Source organism: Agriterribacter sp. (genome assembly GCF_035497235.1).
GTDB lineage: Bacteria > Bacteroidota > Bacteroidia > Chitinophagales > Chitinophagaceae > Agriterribacter.
The window spans coordinates 39,068-55,147 of the sequence record NZ_DATJEB010000038.1 but is presented as its reverse complement, the minus strand read 5'-3'; the positions used below and the strand labels follow the sequence as shown (position 1 = coordinate 55,147).

At 43.5% G+C, this 16,080-nt stretch carries 14 protein-coding genes; 6 read left to right on the top strand and 8 right to left on the bottom strand.

Going from position 1 to position 16,080, the window contains the following annotated elements; genetic code table 11:
- Window positions 1-16 precede the first annotated feature (16 nt).
- A complete protein-coding gene (locus VL121_RS12920; protein ID WP_325405916.1) occupies window positions 17-3,094 on the top strand; it encodes a zinc-dependent metalloprotease in 3,078 nt (1,025 codons plus the stop codon).
- A gap of 76 nt (window positions 3,095-3,170) precedes the next feature.
- On the opposite strand, the gene VL121_RS12915 is transcribed toward VL121_RS12920, so the two are convergent.
- From VL121_RS12915 to rpmI, 3 genes are all read right to left on the bottom strand, one after another.
- Entirely contained in the window at window positions 3,171-4,571 is a 1,401-nt protein-coding gene (locus tag VL121_RS12915; RefSeq protein ID WP_325405914.1) for a type III PLP-dependent enzyme domain-containing protein, read from the bottom strand.
- 152 nt (window positions 4,572-4,723) lie between these two features.
- Window positions 4,724-5,068: a 50S ribosomal protein L20 gene (gene rplT / locus VL121_RS12910; RefSeq protein WP_324554564.1), complete on the bottom strand. Its 345-nt coding sequence runs from the start codon at window positions 5,066-5,068 to the stop codon at window positions 4,724-4,726.
- Window positions 5,069-5,175: 107 nt separating this feature from the next.
- Window positions 5,176-5,373: a 50S ribosomal protein L35 gene (gene rpmI / locus VL121_RS12905; RefSeq protein WP_325405911.1), complete on the bottom strand. Its 198-nt coding sequence runs from the start codon at window positions 5,371-5,373 to the stop codon at window positions 5,176-5,178.
- Between the two features lie 335 nt (window positions 5,374-5,708).
- Between rpmI and VL121_RS12900 the strand changes: the two genes are divergently transcribed.
- Both VL121_RS12900 and coaD read left to right on the top strand, forming a co-directional pair.
- Entirely contained in the window at window positions 5,709-6,641 is a 933-nt protein-coding gene (locus VL121_RS12900; RefSeq protein WP_325405909.1) for an aspartate carbamoyltransferase catalytic subunit, read from the top strand.
- A 70-nt stretch (window positions 6,642-6,711) separates the two neighbouring features.
- On the top strand, window positions 6,712-7,209 hold the full coding sequence (gene coaD, locus VL121_RS12895; RefSeq protein ID WP_325405907.1) for a pantetheine-phosphate adenylyltransferase: 498 nt from the start codon (window positions 6,712-6,714) through the stop codon (window positions 7,207-7,209).
- 6 nt (window positions 7,210-7,215) lie between these two features.
- On the opposite strand, the gene VL121_RS12890 is transcribed toward coaD, so the two are convergent.
- A complete protein-coding gene (locus VL121_RS12890; protein WP_325405905.1) occupies window positions 7,216-8,415 on the bottom strand; it encodes an alpha/beta fold hydrolase in 1,200 nt (399 codons plus the stop codon).
- Window positions 8,416-8,593: 178 nt separating this feature from the next.
- Here VL121_RS12890 and VL121_RS12885 point away from each other — a divergent pair, with 178 nt between their 5' ends.
- Window positions 8,594-9,592, top strand: a complete 999-nt coding sequence (locus VL121_RS12885; RefSeq protein WP_325405903.1) for a metallophosphoesterase — start codon at window positions 8,594-8,596, stop codon at window positions 9,590-9,592.
- Between the two features lie 5 nt (window positions 9,593-9,597).
- Here the strand turns inward: VL121_RS12885 and VL121_RS12880 are convergent, their stop codons facing one another.
- The 3 genes from VL121_RS12880 to VL121_RS12870 all read right to left on the bottom strand — a co-directional run bounded on the left by VL121_RS12880 (window position 9,598) and on the right by VL121_RS12870 (window position 12,882).
- Window positions 9,598-10,227: a gluconate 2-dehydrogenase subunit 3 family protein gene (locus tag VL121_RS12880; protein ID WP_325405901.1), complete on the bottom strand. Its 630-nt coding sequence runs from the start codon at window positions 10,225-10,227 to the stop codon at window positions 9,598-9,600.
- 24 nt (window positions 10,228-10,251) lie between these two features.
- The gene (locus VL121_RS12875; RefSeq protein WP_325405899.1) at window positions 10,252-11,988 is read right to left on the bottom strand and encodes a GMC family oxidoreductase; all 1,737 of its coding nucleotides are present in this window, start codon (window positions 11,986-11,988) and stop codon (window positions 10,252-10,254) included.
- A gap of 273 nt (window positions 11,989-12,261) precedes the next feature.
- Entirely contained in the window at window positions 12,262-12,882 is a 621-nt protein-coding gene (locus VL121_RS12870) for a Crp/Fnr family transcriptional regulator (RefSeq protein WP_325405897.1), read from the bottom strand.
- 607 nt (window positions 12,883-13,489) lie between these two features.
- On the opposite strand from VL121_RS12870, the gene VL121_RS12865 reads away from it, so the two are divergent.
- Together VL121_RS12865 and VL121_RS12860 are read left to right on the top strand one after the other, a co-directional pair.
- A complete protein-coding gene (locus tag VL121_RS12865; RefSeq protein ID WP_325405894.1) occupies window positions 13,490-14,422 on the top strand; it encodes a hypothetical protein in 933 nt (310 codons plus the stop codon).
- Between the two features lie 59 nt (window positions 14,423-14,481).
- Window positions 14,482-15,447: a hypothetical protein gene (locus VL121_RS12860; RefSeq protein ID WP_325405893.1), complete on the top strand. Its 966-nt coding sequence runs from the start codon at window positions 14,482-14,484 to the stop codon at window positions 15,445-15,447.
- A 49-nt stretch (window positions 15,448-15,496) separates the two neighbouring features.
- On the opposite strand, the gene VL121_RS12855 is transcribed toward VL121_RS12860, so the two are convergent.
- Window positions 15,497-16,069 (bottom strand): DinB family protein, encoded by a 573-nt coding sequence (locus VL121_RS12855; RefSeq protein WP_325405891.1) that lies wholly within the window; start codon window positions 16,067-16,069, stop codon window positions 15,497-15,499.
- Window positions 16,070-16,080: the final 11 nt, after the last annotated feature.

The window sequence follows — 16,080 nt, the reverse complement described above, 5'->3', positions numbered from 1 at the left end:
AATATAATATGCTGCTATGAAAGGCGTAATCGCTGCTTTTTGTTGTGTGTTGCTGAGTAGCGCCCAAATCTTAGCACAGCCTGTATGTGGCTTCGATCAGTCTAATTATGCCCTGCAGCAGGCTAACCCTTCCTATAAGCTCCGGGTATCGCTAAATGAACAGCAAATTGAACAGTTTATCCAGAAAAGAAAAGCTGAACGGGATTATCAGAAAAAAGAAACGGGTATTTTTACCATTCCCATAGTAGTGCATGTGCTGCATACGGGCGAACCGGTAGGTACGCCTTTTAATCCTGCCGATGAACAGATACTTGCGGCAATTGATTATTTGAACGCCATATATAGTGGCATACATGTTTCTCTTACTCCCGCTGGTACCGATGCTGCTGCCGACCTGGGCTTACGTTTTGTTTTGGCCAAAAGAGATCCTGACTGTAACCCAACAACGGGCATTCAGAGGGTTAATATGTCTTCCAATGCCGCGTATACGGCCAATGGCGCCAGCAGTGGTAATATTACCCAGGATATTGATATGAAAGCGCCCGTGGCATGGGACCGTTCAAAATATTATAATATTTATGTTGTTAATAAGATCAACGGCCAAAATGGAACTACCGGTCAGTTTATTGCCGGGTACGCCTATTTTCCTACTTCCAGCGTGGTGGATGGTACGGTAATGCTGGCAACACAAATGAAGCCGGGTTCTAAAACGCTTTCGCATGAGATGGGGCATGCCTTTAACCTGTACCACACTTTTGAGGGGTCCGCAAACAGGGATAAGTGTCCGATAGGTAAAGGCGATCACGTAGATGATACGGATCCTGTTTCCTTTAATGCCAATGCTTCTGGAGCAGTTGATTTTACCTGCCGTACAGGTAATAACGCCTGCATTAATCAGCCTTATTCTATTCGTACGGAAAGTAATTTCATGAGTTACACGAATTGTTATACGCTTTTTACACCCGGACAAAGAGACCGTATACAGGCGAGCATTTTGTTGGAAGAGAGAAGCAGTTTGATTATATCTGCAGGCGCTGTATCTACCTACGCCAGCCCTTCCTGCACACCCAAAATTAATTTTGAACAGCAAAGTGCCGAGCTGGCTAAAACAGCAACAACAGTAAGCGGATGTTTGAAATACCGCGATCATGTTTTTAAGCTTACTATTGGCGGTGATCCATTGCAGAATGCCACCGCTGTGCTTGCCGTTGATCCGGCATCTACGGCAATGGAACACGGTGACTTTGATTTTCCTTCGGGGAAAAATATAATTTTCCCGGCAGGATCAAATAGCAGCAGACCTTTTATATTGCGTATTTATGATAACGGCAGTTCGGCCGAAACAAAGCTTTTACGCCTTAATTTTTCTGTTAATAATGGAGGAGGAATTGCCGAAATAGGAACTGCCGCCCCGGTAATGGATATTAATATCCAGCCCGGTGATTATAGCCCGGTGATTGCGGGTGGGGCTGCCATTGCAACAGTTGGCTCATCAGCCTACCATATCAATAACGCTAAAATTTTTAATGCGGCGCTCCGGAAACAAAAAACACAGATCCTTTATAAGTCGGGTGAGCTTTCTGCAGCAGGGCTTTCCGCGGGAAGTTTCATTACAGGGATACGGTTTTTTGTAGAAAAAAATACTGTCCGGGCATTTAAGAACCTCAGTATAAAGATGGCGCAGACCACTCTCGCCAATCTGGCGGAAAATGGCAGTATTCGATACGCCGGCAATATGACAACCGTATTATCGCTGGCATCGTATGCTACGGTAAATGGCTGGAATATCTTCACCCTTACACAACCTTTTAGCTGGGATGGCGCCGGTAATATTGCGGTAGAGCTTTGCTTTGATAACGGCACGGCTGCTGCCGGAGCTGCCGATATAGTACATGCCTATTCTGATGAAAGCGATGGAGAACAAGGCAGTATGATAGAAGATGAAACCGTGAATTGCTCAGAAAACTTTGCTTTGGTGAGTTTTTACCGGAATGGTGTAAAGCCTGTTGTTATGCTGGACTATACCATACAGGGTAATCCGGTAGATAATTCGATAGCTGAATCTAAAGAAGAATATCTTGGCCCGTATAACGAAGTGTATTTTTATGATAAGTTACAGCCGCAGAAAATTATGGCTAAAATCAAAAACCTGGGTGCCTGGGATTATGGTTGCACAACGGTAAGTATTGACAGGGAAGGCGATGGCGTAGCGCCATTTTGGAATAGCGTGCCGGCCCAATACCTTACGCGTAAAACATTTTTTGTAATGCCTCAAAACAACAACGCTTCGGGGAGTTACGAAATAACACTGTACTATACCGATGCGGAAAAACTGGGCTATGAAAGGGCAACGGGGAAAAACTGGGCCGATGTAAAAGTGATCAAAACGCAAATTCCTGTTTCATTTGTTACGCCGGCAACTCCTGAAGCTGATAAGGTAGAAATAAACGCAGTGGTTGCGCATGGCAGCTTTGGTGAAGATCATATGGTGCAGGCTGCTTTTAATACGGGTTTTTCCGGTTTTTCAATTGGCGCTTTAGACGCTGTGTTGCCCGTAAGCTGGCTTAACTTTGAAGCTATAAACAGGGATGGGGGTGTAAAGCTGCGCTGGTTAACCGCTATGGAATTTAATAACAGCCATTTTGAAGTGCAGGCAAGCAGTGATGGAACGAATTATAGTATGATTGGTACATTGCCTTCAAAGAAGGGTAACAGCAATACAGCCACAGCATATGAATATTTTGATTTACAGCCCCGGGCAGGGAAAATGTATTACCGCATAAAACAGGTAGACCAGGATGGAAAAAGCGCATACAGCAAAATTATAGCAGTATACATTACGGGGAACAGCAATCAGGCACCATCACTATACCCCGTGCCTGCCGGAAATAATATTACGGTTCATTTTGGAAAGCCTGCTGCCAATGCCAGTGTTGAAATTTTAAGCAGTGATATGAAATGCGTGTATACCGGAAAAATAAACGGCACGGTGCTTACCCAAACAATTTATACCGGCAACTGGGCTGCAGGAACTTATATTGTAAGATTAACCGCCGGGAAAAGCAGTTATATACTGAGGTTTGTTAAGCTTTAACAAGATAGTTTACACCCTGTAACCTGCCCCCTGTGACTTGCAACCTGCACCCCACTCACCACTTACTACTTACCACTTACTTGATATATCCCAGTATCTTCAGCATGCTTTGGGAAGATTGTTCCTTGGCGTATAGCCAGTCAACCAGTTTTCCGTTTTTATCGTGTTCTACAATAACATGTTTGGGGGAGGGGATAAGGCAGTGTTTAATGCCGCCATAGCCGCTGATCTGATCCTGGTAAGCGCCGGTATGAAAGAAGCCCAGGTACAATGGCTCTCCGTTTACAACTTTAGGAAGAAATACTTCATTCATATGTTCTTCAGAATCGTAATAATCATGACTATCGCATGTCATACCGCCAAGCACTACCCGATGATATTCCTCTTCCCACTTGTTAATTGGGAGTAATAAAAACCTTTCGCCAATGCCCCAGGTGTCGGGCAGCGTGGTAATAAAAGAAGAGTCAATCATATACCAGGTTTCCCGGTCGTTCTGAACTTTCTCTCCTATTACGCTATAAATATGCGCCATGCTTTCCCCAACGGTGAAGCTGCCAAACTCCGTGTAAATGTTAGGCATGGGTACTTTGGCTTTTTTACAGGCGCTTTTAATATTACGTACAATTTCATTGATCATGAACTGGTAGTCGTATTCAAACCCAAGCGAATGCTTGATAGGAAAACCACCGCCGATATTAATGGAATCCAGTTCAGGACATATCTTTTTTAACTGGCAATACAGGTGAATGATCTTATTCAGTTCACTCCAGTAATAAATATCATCTTTGATGCCTTTATTAAGGAAAATGTGAAGCATCTTTAACTGGAATTTGTGTTCATTTCCTTCAATCTTATCTACATAAAATTCCAGTATATCCCTTGCTCTCATGCCTAACCGGGAAGTATAAAAAGGAAAGGTAGGCTCTTCTTCAGCCGCAACGCGTATGCCCAGCTTAAACGGCACTTTTACCGAACGGCGGTAAGCATCCAGCTCGTCTTTATTATCCAGAACGGGAATTACATTTTTAAACCCGGTATTCAGCAGGCGGGCGATGCGGGAAGTGTAGCTTTTTTGCTTAAAGCCGTTGCAGATAATATGAATGTCTTTATTGATCTTTCTTCTTTCATACAGCCGGTTAATGATCTCTATGTCGTATGCATAGGAAGTTTCAAGATGAATTTCATGTTTGAGCGCCTCCTCAACCACAAAAGCAAAATGCGAACTTTTGGTGCAGTAGCAATAAAAGTACTTGCCTTCATAACGGTGCTTCTTAAACGCTTCTTTGAACATTTTTTTTGCCTTATCTATCTGCATACCTATTTTGGGCAGGTAGGTAAGTTTAAGCGGGGTACCGTATTTATCAATAAGTGCTTTCAGGTCTAATCCGTTAAAGCGAAGGTAGCCGTCTGTTACATCAAAGCCTTCCTGTGGAAAATAGAAGGTTTGTTTCACCAGATCGGTGTATGATTTGTTCATTTTTTACTGTAAAGCTGTTGTAAGGGTGAGCAATGGATATGCAAATGTAGTTTTTTGATGCTTCTTCCAATAAAAAACCGGTTGTGAATTTTTTCACTACCGGTTAATATGATTATCTGGAAAAGGTATTCAATTCATCTCCGCGTTTATCGTTATTTAACTGAAGCAATCAGCTTCTTAAAGCTTTCGGCTTCATTCATTGCCAGGTCGGCTAAAACTTTACGGTCAAGTTCTATCCCTTTCTGGCGCAGTTTAAAAATAAACTCCGAATAGGTAAGCCCTTCTTCGCGAACAGCGGCGTTAATACGCGCTATCCATAAAGCACGGTATTCTCTTTTCTTCAGTTTCCGCCCAACATAGCTGTAGGTCAATCCTTTTTCTACTACGTTTTTAGCAACGGTCAACACGTTTTTACGTTTGCCGTAAAAGCCTTTGGCGGCTTTTAGTATTCTTTTTCTGCGGGCCTTGGATGCAACGGCATTTACTGAACGTGGCATAATTATTAAGTTTTAAGTTGTGGTAAGTTCCGGGCTTACGCTCAACTGTTTTTTAAATGTTGTTCTTTTTTATACACTTTGTTTTCCTTGCAGAGAAAACAATACGCTTATTTTAAGCGCAGGAGACGTTTCACAAAATCCATATTGGATTTATGTACCTGCCCGTCAATACCCATGGCCCGTTTGCGTTTTTTTGATTTTTTAGTGAGAATGTGGCGGCGAAAAGCCTTTTGATAGGTGATCTTGCCGGTGGCGGTCACTTTAAACCTTTTCTTTGCGCTTGAATTGGTTTTAACCTTTGGCATAGAAGTAAAAGTATTTAGGTTATACCCGTGGGGCGGTTCCGAACAGACGAAACACTTATGGAGCCTTTGGGGCAATCTGCACTTCGCTCCCGCAGAGCGGTAAACAAAGCACACCCGTTTTTGCGGGGTGCAAAGGTATATAAAATATACTTAAGGAAAAACAAGTTTTTTAGACGAGGCAGGATATGTCAGATATCAGGTTTCAGGTAAGTAACCTGCTAACGACAGGCTGATAACTCCTTCTTTCGCCTCTCACCTTTTACCTTTCTCTTTTCCCCCGGATTTATTGTTTCGGATTTGGCATTTTAGTTTCTATCCTTTAATTTCGCTTCCTAATGCAACTCAGCACCAAACATTTGTTGGGCATTAGGGACCTCACCCCACCAGACATTCAACTTATTTTAGATACAGCAACCCAATTTAAGGAAGTTTTACAGCGTCCAATTAAGAAGGTGCCTACACTCAGGGATATTACTATTGTCAACCTTTTTTACGAAAGTTCTACCCGTACCCGCATTTCGTTTGAACTGGCGGAAAAACGGCTGAGCGCCGATACGATTAATTTTACGGCCAGCGGTTCTTCCGTATCAAAAGGTGAAACGCTTTTAGATACCGTGAATAATATCCTTTCCATGAAAGTAGATATGGTGGTGATGCGGCATAGCGCCAGCGGAGCACCGCATTTCCTGGCAAAACATATTCCCGCGGCTATCGTAAATGCGGGAGACGGTATTAATGAACATCCCACGCAGGCCCTGCTGGATGCTTTTTCCATGCGGGAACATAAAGGAACGCTGGAAGGTTTGAAAGTAGCTATTATTGGCGATATCATGCACTCCAGGGTGGCGCTCAGCAATATTTATCTTTTAAAGAAAATGGGGGCTGAAGTGATGGTGGCCGGACCTCCCACATTAATACCACCTTATATCCAAAAAGCATTTGACATAAGAGTTGAATACAATGTACGTAATGCATTGAAATGGTGTGATATAGCCAATGTATTGAGAATTCAATTGGAGCGCCAGAGCCAGGTATTGTTTTCATCACTCAGGGAATACAACCTCGCCTATGGCATCAATAAAAGAATGCTGGATGAATTAGAGAAAGAGATACTGATCATGCATCCCGGCCCCATTAACAGGGGAGTTGAATTAGACAGCGATGTAGCTGATTCAAAACAATCTATTATTTTACAGCAGGTAGAAAATGGTGTGGCCACCCGAATGGCCGTATTGTATTTATTATCCGGGGGAAGAGAGGTAAGTTGACAGTAGTAAGTGGTAGGTGGTAAGTGAGTATTAAATCTCAAATTTAAAATCTCCAATCTCAAATCATTATATGCAACGCATTGCTTTATTTCCCGGAACCTTTGATCCCATAACCATCGGCCACTTAGATATTATAAACCGGTCGCTCCATTTATTTGATAAATTGTTCATTGGCATTGGGCGCAACGTAAACAAAACGGCTATGTTTTCGGAAGAGCAGCGGCTGCAGTGGATAAAAGAAATATTTAAAGAAGAAGATAAGGTTGACGCGGTTATTTATGAAGGGTTAACCGTTGACTGCTGCCGGAAAGTGAATGCGAATTTTATTTTAAGAGGCATTCGCTATGTAAGTGATTTTGAATACGAAAAGGCTATTGCAGATATGAATCGCAGCCTCTCGCCAGAAATTGAATCCATCTTTTTAACCTGCCTTCCGCAATATACTTCTGTAGCTTCCACCCTGGTAAGAGATGTACTCCGCAATGGCGGAAATGCCAACCAGTTTTTGCCCGAACCGGTGGTTCGTTCATTAAAGGAGCATAGCCAAAACAATAAGCGATTGCAATAATCACAATCACTTTTCAATAGTGGTAACCGCAGAACTGAAGCGAAGATTATTGACATCGGTGATATTGAAGTAATACGCTTGTGCATTGGCCGGCAAAATAGCGGATACCCCGTTTTTATTGAATTGAGCTGGCAACTGTATCCAGTTGCGGCTTTGCCAAACGCCGGCATCGGCAGTATAGCACAATACTGCTTTGCTTAATGTTGTTTCAGAAACAATTTTTGCTGTAACCATGTGCTTTTGAATGGGATTGTTAGTGATTTGCATCATTTTTTTACCGCCTTTTACCATCATATCGGCAAAGGCAAATATTTCAGGCTGGTTCCATATATGACCATGCTCACTGGTAACCGGGATGCAAAGGAGCGGAGGCGTTTTAACAAGCGATACCGATCGCTGCCATATATCTAAAGAGAATGATCCATCATTACTGCCAATATACCATAGGCTTGGAACCGTAGAAGAGGGGATATATAAGGAAGGATCCCATTTGGTTTTATAGGCATTTAACTGGGCAGGCGTCATCACCTTAAAATATCTTTCAAAATTGGATACGGTAGATTCGTATAAAAAACCACAACCGTATACCGGCACGGCAAACGCAAAGCGGTTATCCAGTCCCATTACTGCAGCAGTTATTACTCCACCCCACGAAATACCATGCAATCCAATTTTTTCAGAATTAATTTCAGGAAAAGAGCGCAGCAATGAATTAGCCCTGATGACATCGGCTACTGCATGATAGAACCATTGCTCCCTGTCGGCAATTTCTATATCGCCAAAGCTGGTAATGCGGGGTGGCCCGGCCTGTTCGTGCCATTCGCGGTTGGGGAAATCGCCTATAGGAAGATGCCCTTCCAGGTCCATAGCAATAGCTGCATAGCCTCGGTTTACCCAGGATTGCACCCATTCCGGAAATGCAGTTCCACCACCGCCATGTACACAAACTACTGCCGGCCATCCACCTTCAGGCGGAGTACCCACGGGCGCTTTATAATAGGCGAACACCCTGGTTGGTTTTGCTTTAAAAGTAATTCCTTCGTAAAAAAAAGAACGCATGCCTGCTACAGCACAACAACCTGTTTCATGCATAAGCGGCGTTTGATACAATGCTTTTATATTCCATGGAGATGCGGGAACGCCTGCTTGCTGCGCATAGGTAAAGGCGGCAGACAGGAAGAGCGTAAAAAGAAAAAGTTTTTTCATGGATGAAACCGGTATAAAAATATGCATGCAATAGGAACATTAAAGATAAGGAGCATCCGGTGCAGATAAAGGATATTGCCGGCTGCGTTGTAAATATTGTTGTTTTTCCATGTGGTTAATGCTTATACTTAATGCCCTAAAGCATTCCTTTTCTTTATATTTACACAAATCTTTTAGGATGTCTTCCATGAACCGCCGGTCTTTTCTTACTAAAACTTCCCTTGGTGCAGGGGCTGCACTGGGCTTACCTGCTTTGCCTTCCCTGGCCGATCCGGCAAAGACACCCTGGCAATGTGTACACAATACCAATACCATGCAAACCATTATATCAGTAACCGGTTTGCCTGAGCCAGTAACCGTGTTACAGATTGCAGATACGCATATTAGTTGCGATAATGAAAGCGACCGGCAATATGAACCATACAGCGCCCGAATGAACAAGGCTTTTTTGCAGCCTAAGCATTATAAAACCGGTGAGCCTACTACTACTATGGAATGTTTTACAGCCATGATGCAGATGGCGAAGCAGGAAAAAGTAGATTTGATAGCCCTTATTGGAGATATTGTTAACTATCCTTCTGCTACCGCTGTTGAATTTGTACGATCGGCGGTAGAAACTGCGGGTATCCCTCATATTTATACAGCGGGCAATCACGACTGGCATTATGAAGGCATGGAGGGTTCATCAGATGCATTGCGAAAGGAATGGTGCGAAAAAAGGCTGAAGCCACTTTACACCGGTAAAAACCTGTTTTACTCATCAGATATTGTAGGTGGCATTAATATGGTTACCATTGATAATTCTACCTACCAGGTAAATGAAGAACAACTGGCGTTTTTCCGGAATCAGCTTAAACGACCCGAACCCGTTGCGCTTTTTGTACATATTCCATTGTATATGCCATCCATGAAAATGTGCTGCGGACATCCTGAATGGGGCGCTGCCAGCGATAAGAATTACGGGATTGAGCGCAGGGAACGCTGGTCCGCATCAGGTAACCAGCCTTCAACCGTGGCATTTGTAAAAGAAGTAATGAAAGCCAAAAAACTAACCGGTGTTTTTGCAGGCCACTGGCACCAGTACTATTCCATATTGCAACACCCGGTTAACCAGCACCTGGCATTGCCTGGCTTTAACGGGCAATACCGGATGATCAGGTTTCAGCCTTTGGTTTAGCAAACTCAAACATTCTCCAAACCATATTGTTTTAATACGTCTGCCGGAACGCCTTCCCATTTGTTGGGCATATTGCCTGCATAGCCTAAATCCTTCACACCTATTTCACTGGTAAAAAAGCCGGAAGCGGTAAGATCGCGCATGCGGTTAAAAAAAGCAACGCCCTGTTCCATACCGGGTTTTATCTTTTCAGGCCAGGCAATATCGTTCACCATTTCAAGCTGCTGTTCTGCTGTAGCATCTTTAAAGGTATTATTGTACCTGTTCAGGCACTGTATATCTAACCATCTTAATCCCCCGCGCATAGGAACCTGGTGTTCGGGAATATCTTTTACAATAAATTCTATAAACCCGGGCACTTTGGCGTCTGACGCACTGCCTGATTTTTCATCTTTGGGTATAATAATATCAGCCAATACGGTAATAGTGAGCATTTCATGGTCAGAGAAAAATTGGCGTTCATTCAGTTTTTTATTACGCTCTGTTTCAAAAGCTTCCCGGCCGGCCTCGTTGTCATTGGCCGTTGTTTTTGCTATGGCCGTTGCTTTTTTGTTATCCGTTTTGCAGGCTTCTAATAAAACGCCTGTTGAAACAGCGGTTAAGCCAATGGCTTTAAGTGATTCACGTCTGTTCATACTATAATAAGATTAAAAAGCTTTTTATACATTTAGTTTCTTTCTCTGTTCCAGAATATATTCTGCTGTACGCAATGATAAAGCAAGGATCGTCCAGGTAGCATTTTTATCTCCCTGCTGCACAAAGGGAGCGGCATCCACTACAAATAAATTTTTGCAATCATGGGCCTGGCACCATTTATTCAGCGCAGATTTTTTTGGATCATCTCCCATCCTTATGGTACCTACTTCATGAATGATCCTGCCGGGCGCTTCTAATCCGTAATTGTTTTCGGGGCCCTGTGGTTTTGATGTAACAATTGCGCCCATTTCGTGCATAATAGACTGAAAGGTTTCCTGCATGTGTTTGGCCTGCTTCACTTCTTCATTACTCCAGGTATAATTGAAGCGCAATACGGGTATACCAAATTTGTCAACAACATTAGGGTCTATCTCACAATAATTCTCTTTCCTTGCAATGGCAGTGCCTCTTCCGGCCATACCAACGCGGGTGCCATAAAAACGGCGATAATCATCTTTTAGCGATGCGCCAAAGCCCCCGGCCTGTTTGGGATTCCCATCTCTTCCCGGTACTTTTCCGTTTATCCTGTGTATGCCCGATTCAAAACCATAGGAAGGCATCCTCATTCCGCCTCCATATTCAATATGGTAGCCCCTTGGAAAGTCAAGCTTTTTATTATCTAACCACCAGGGCGAGTAAATATGTATGCTGCCTGATCCGTCTTCATTAAAGCGTTTACGATCCAGCAACTGCGGCAGAAAGCCAGACAGGCTGGAACCGGTAGAATCATGGAGATATTTTCCTACCACACCGCTGTTATTGGCCAATCCGTTAGGATGGCTGGCAGATTTGGAATTAAGTAATATACGTGCCGATTCGCAGGCGCTTGCACCCAGCACTACCGTTTTGGCGCTTACCTGGTACTCCTGCATATCATCTTTACTGATATATGAAACACCGGTAGCCTGGCCATTTTTATCGGTAAGTATTTCTCTTACCATAGCATTGGTGATCACTTCTAAGTTTCCTGTTTTAATGGCAGGAATAACCAGGCAGGAAGATGCTGAAAAATCGCCATAAGTTTTACAACTGCGGCTGCATTGCCCGCAAAAGTAACAAGGTTGGCGATCTTTATTTCCGGGTATGGGTTCGGTAATAACCGATCCTCTGCCCGCGATAACTTTTACACCTGCTTTAGCGGCCGATCTTTTTATAAATAATTCGGGGAGTCGTGGTTTGGGCGGCGGCATAAAAATACCATCGGGTTCATTTTCCAAACCTTCCACGGTACCATAAATTCCTATTAAGCGGTCAACCTTATCATAGTAAGGCTTAATATCATCATAGGTAAAAGGCCAATCATCCGTTAAGCCGTCTTTAGGTCTGAAATCTTCCGGCCCCATACGTAAAGATATCCGGCCCCAGTGATTGGTTTTGCCACCGAGCATCCTGGAACGGAACCAGTCAAACTCCGTATTGTTTTTCCTGGTGTATGGTTCACCTTCTATTTCCCATCCTCCGTAAGCGGCATCAAAATCACCGAAGGGGCGAACAGTAGAGGCGCCGCGGCGCGGGGATTCCCATGGCCATTTAAACTGTTGTGAATCTTTGGCGGGATCAAAGAAAGGGCCGGCTTCCAGCATTAAAACTTTTATACCTGCCTGGGCTAAAAAATGCCCGGCCATTCCTCCTCCTGCTCCGGAGCCAATGATAACTACGTCATGAACAGCGGCCGATTTTTTTATTTGGAACTTTCCCATAATTAAATGATCAGATTTAGCGTGTTATAGTAAGAAGAATATATTATTAGTTGTGTGAAACTTAAAAGCATAGCTATAATAAAAAGTCTGCCGTTTTTACATGTAGAGTATGCCCGGGTAGAAAGATACCCAATATTACAAAGAAAAATTTCATAACGTAAGAAATGGGGTAGTAATTTTTCACGCAACGAGGGAAAGCGGAAAACGCAAAGTACACAAACAAGGTAGTATTTGAAATTATGACATGCATTATCTGGTTTATAACAGTAAGGGCTACATGCTTTTTTTGCCTCTGAGCCGGCTAAGGGTTTCTTCCGACATGCCGAGGTAGGAGGCCACATATTTGAGCGGTATGCGGTTTACCAGTTCCGGCCTGGATGCAATGAAATGACGGTATCTTTTTTCAGCGCTGGGCAGGCGCGAAATATATGATCTTTCTTCTGAAGCGGCATAATATTCTTCCAGCAGTATCCGCACAACTATATTCATTTCGGGAAAAAGCGCATACATTTTTTGCAGGCTTTCAAAGGACATTACATACAGATCGCTGTTTTCCATGACCTGTATATATTCCAGTGAAGGCTCCCTGCGCGACATACTGCGGATGGAAGTGGTGATTTCATTTTCTGGATTGATCCATGTGGTGATCTCTTTTTTTCCTTCTTTTATAAAAGCACGTAAAACGCCTTTGTGTATATAGTAATAATGTGCGCAAAATTCACCTGGTTTTAAAAGGTATTTACCCTTAATTATTTTTTTACGAAATGAGTTTTGTATGATATATTGCCCGGCTTTTTTCCCCAGTGGGTAAATGGCTCTCATAAAATCCACTAATGGTGAATGATCCGTTTTTGCCCCCTGCGATGTAGTACGATTGGTAATGGATTTATTCATTAAGGACATCTCTGAAGTAGTAAGCTTTAATAAAATAGCGTGGTAAAACTAAAACTATAACAGGTAACAGCACATTTTTATTTTTATCCAAATGCCTTTTTGCCTGCAGCATGTGCCGTTCATTATGCGCAATTCATAAAGCGGAAAGTATCACCGGGTTTTAAGCAAATCCATTTTGAAATGGAAACAGAGACAGGCATAGCATTAATACCCGGGACTTTAGCTTTTCGCATGTGTGGCGCCGGGTCTGCATATAAGCAATCGGCATTGCTATATGATTACCGTTACTAATTAAAATTAATATATTACGCCAATAGTATACCGTTGTAATAAGTAACTGATAGCGGAATTAAAAGCCGTTATTCAGGCTGGTCAGAAGGAGAATTTAAAAAAAATCTTGACAATTGTCAGGAAATTCAATCAGTGGAAGTACTTAGGAAAAAATAAAAATATCATTATAATAAATTGGTCCTCAATAATTTGCGTAAGCACATCTGGTGTTGTTATCCATTCATTGGCTTTTGCGAATTTATTTCCCAACAGATATATTTGCCGTATCTGTATGTAAATCCGCAGGCGTTGATAACCTGCATTAAATTCAATATCCATGAAAGTGAAAAACTTCTCACTGCTTTGTTTTTGCGTGCTTTTTTGTTTCCACAGCTTTGCCCAGGTAGGCATTGGAACTGCTACACCAGCCGCTTCTGCCGCGCTGGACGTTACCGCTACCACAAAAGGTTTTTTGCCCCCACGGGTATCACTCAGCAGTACTGCCGTTGCTGCGCCTGTTGTTTCGCCTGTTGATGGCCTTATTGTGTACAACACAGCTACCACCGGCAACGTTACTCCGGGCTTGTATGTGTGGAATAGCACCAGCCTTATATGGGATCGCATAAACACTACCCGCAGTGCGGGCGCCGAAAAAAAGCTGGGTATTGATCTTACCGGCAGCGCTTTTCCGCAAAAGGTTTATCACGACCTGCTGTGGTACCAAACCGGCACCGGGGGCATTACGCCCGCCCAGGTACCCTGGTATTGCGAAAATGTGACCAAAGCCAACCAGTTAGCCGCTTACTGGCTGCAAAAAATTATCAACGAATTCAAATCACTGGAGAATGATAATCACTATGATCAAAGCCAGAATGCGATAATCGTAAATAGCAATATCTTGGGCAAGATTGTGCTGGGCCGCACAGCGCTGGGTACAGGAGGGGTGGACATGGACAACGACCCCGCACTTGCCAACCTTTATGGAACCGATTATTTTACTTTAATTGTGGGCTCCAACGGTACCAGTGAGCTATATACCATGGAATTTAACATTGGAATCGTAAACACTACATCTGGTTTCGGCTTTCGGATCGTGTATCAAACCAGTTCAGGTGCCGGCGATGGCCATCTGGTGCAATATAGCTCTGTTGCCGCAATGACCGCAACCGCTCCGCAGTGCAAAACACGGAGCAGTCTTTCCGCATCGGCGGTGACTGCAAACAACCCGGCTCTTATGGCTTATCCCATTTCTATTGAGCTCAATTTTTAACAGTCCTTGTTAGAAAATGAAAAGTATACATGGTTCCCTTTTGTTAAACTAAACGTCTTATGAAGAAAATCTTTTTACTTATAGCGCTTGCCACCGCACTGGGTGCACAGGCCCAGCTTTCGGTTGGCAGCAGCGAAAGCCTCACGCTGCCGACCGGATCTACGTTTTCGTACGATGGGTTAGTGTTCACACCTCTTTCGCCCCTTACACTTTCCAGCAATGCGGTAACAAAAAGCACCACAGCAGTAACCGGCCCAGGCGCCGCTGCCGGCATTAACAGGTTATACGTATTGGATGAGCCAATAAACTATACAGGCACATTACAGCTATACTATGAAGATGACGAGCTGAATGGTAATACGGAAGCCGGCCTTGAGATTTACAAACGACTGGCAACCATTTGGGCAACAACCGGAAGCGGTTTTGTTGACCCCGCATTAAACTATTTGGAAATAGCGCTGAACAATATACAACTCAACGGGATAACGGCAGCCCAATACGGTACCATTTTGCCATTAGTACGCCATAGCTTTACCGCAACACTCCGAAATAGCGCCGTAGAGCTTAACTGGAAGGTGAATAACAATGAACAGTACCAGCGATTTCAATTACAGGCCAATGCCGATGGACATGACTGGAAAAACATTACCGACATATTAGCTGTGTCATCCACCGGAACAGTAAGCTACACATATACCGACAGGGATATGTCGTTTACCACTAAACAATATCGCTTACAACTGCAAAGCATTGATGGCGGGCGCTCCTATTCGCCCGTTGAGATAGTATCGCAACAGCCTAAGGCAGACATGTATGCCTGGACGTCTGGCAGTAAGATAAACATGCAATTTACCGGAAGGATGCCAAAGCAGGTAGGGTTGTTCAGCGCTTCGGGCCAGTTGGTATGGCAGGATAATACCGCTCAATTTGCTTATACTACGCATGTGCTTAAACCCGGTTTGTATATAGTGTCCTATACCAGCGCCTCAGGTATGGCTTTTTCGAAAAAAGTGGTGGTGCCGTAAAATAGCAGGCTATCATTTGCTGAACAGGTTAAAAACTGATGGTAACGGATCATAGTGTGCATGTTTGATTTTTATCTAAATGTTTTTTTGCCTGCAGCATATGCCTTTCATTGTGCGCAATTAAAAAGCGGAAAGTATCGCCGAGCTTTAAACGGATCCATTTTGAAATGGAGACGGGTACGCGCGTAGCATTAATATCTGTGACTTTAGCTTTTCGAAGGCAAAGCATAAGCTGTTCCTGCTGCTGTATGAATTCCGCCATTACTGCACGGGCATTGAGATTTGGAGCCGGCGAATGATTTTTTGGAGACCTGTATTTTTTAGCGGAATTGCCGGGCTGCATCATTTGGGTAAAATAATTACCCAGCCAGCTACTTTTGAATTTTTCATTGGTAGCGTTACCCGCAGGATGGTTGATGGCAGAAGTGATAGCCGGCAGGTAAAACCTGCCATAGCTGTTTAAGTGCGCCAGGCACTGGGCCATGCTCCAACCGCCATCCGGGGCGGGTTTTAACAGGGTTTCTTCGGGTAAGTTCTGGAAAACGCTGATGGCTTCAGCAAGATGGTTTTCCACTTCATGCTCCAATGAACTTAATAAATCAAATTTTGAGATTGATTTCATCGTGTGGATTA

What these genes read in the sequence shown, in the direction of transcription:
- VL121_RS12920 (WP_325405916.1), top strand. Translation starts at nt 17, where the DNA reads ATGAAAGGCGTAATCGCTGCTTTTTGTTGTGTGTTGCTGAGTAGCGCC.
- VL121_RS12915 (WP_325405914.1), bottom strand. Translation starts at nt 4,571, where the DNA reads ATGAACAAATCATACACCGATCTGGTGAAACAAACCTTCTATTTTCCA.
- rplT (WP_324554564.1), bottom strand. Translation starts at nt 5,068, where the DNA reads ATGCCACGTTCAGTAAATGCCGTTGCATCCAAGGCCCGCAGAAAAAGA.
- rpmI (WP_325405911.1), bottom strand. Translation starts at nt 5,373, where the DNA reads ATGCCAAAGGTTAAAACCAATTCAAGCGCAAAGAAAAGGTTTAAAGTG.
- VL121_RS12900 (WP_325405909.1), top strand. Translation starts at nt 5,709, where the DNA reads ATGCAACTCAGCACCAAACATTTGTTGGGCATTAGGGACCTCACCCCA.
- coaD (WP_325405907.1), top strand. Translation starts at nt 6,712, where the DNA reads ATGCAACGCATTGCTTTATTTCCCGGAACCTTTGATCCCATAACCATC.
- VL121_RS12890 (WP_325405905.1), bottom strand. Translation starts at nt 8,415, where the DNA reads ATGAAAAAACTTTTTCTTTTTACGCTCTTCCTGTCTGCCGCCTTTACC.
- VL121_RS12885 (WP_325405903.1), top strand. Translation starts at nt 8,594, where the DNA reads ATGTCTTCCATGAACCGCCGGTCTTTTCTTACTAAAACTTCCCTTGGT.
- VL121_RS12880 (WP_325405901.1), bottom strand. Translation starts at nt 10,227, where the DNA reads ATGAACAGACGTGAATCACTTAAAGCCATTGGCTTAACCGCTGTTTCA.
- VL121_RS12875 (WP_325405899.1), bottom strand. Translation starts at nt 11,988, where the DNA reads ATGGGAAAGTTCCAAATAAAAAAATCGGCCGCTGTTCATGACGTAGTT.
- VL121_RS12870 (WP_325405897.1), bottom strand. Translation starts at nt 12,882, where the DNA reads ATGAATAAATCCATTACCAATCGTACTACATCGCAGGGGGCAAAAACG.
- VL121_RS12865 (WP_325405894.1), top strand. Translation starts at nt 13,490, where the DNA reads ATGAAAGTGAAAAACTTCTCACTGCTTTGTTTTTGCGTGCTTTTTTGT.
- VL121_RS12860 (WP_325405893.1), top strand. Translation starts at nt 14,482, where the DNA reads ATGAAGAAAATCTTTTTACTTATAGCGCTTGCCACCGCACTGGGTGCA.
- VL121_RS12855 (WP_325405891.1), bottom strand. Translation starts at nt 16,069, where the DNA reads ATGAAATCAATCTCAAAATTTGATTTATTAAGTTCATTGGAGCATGAA.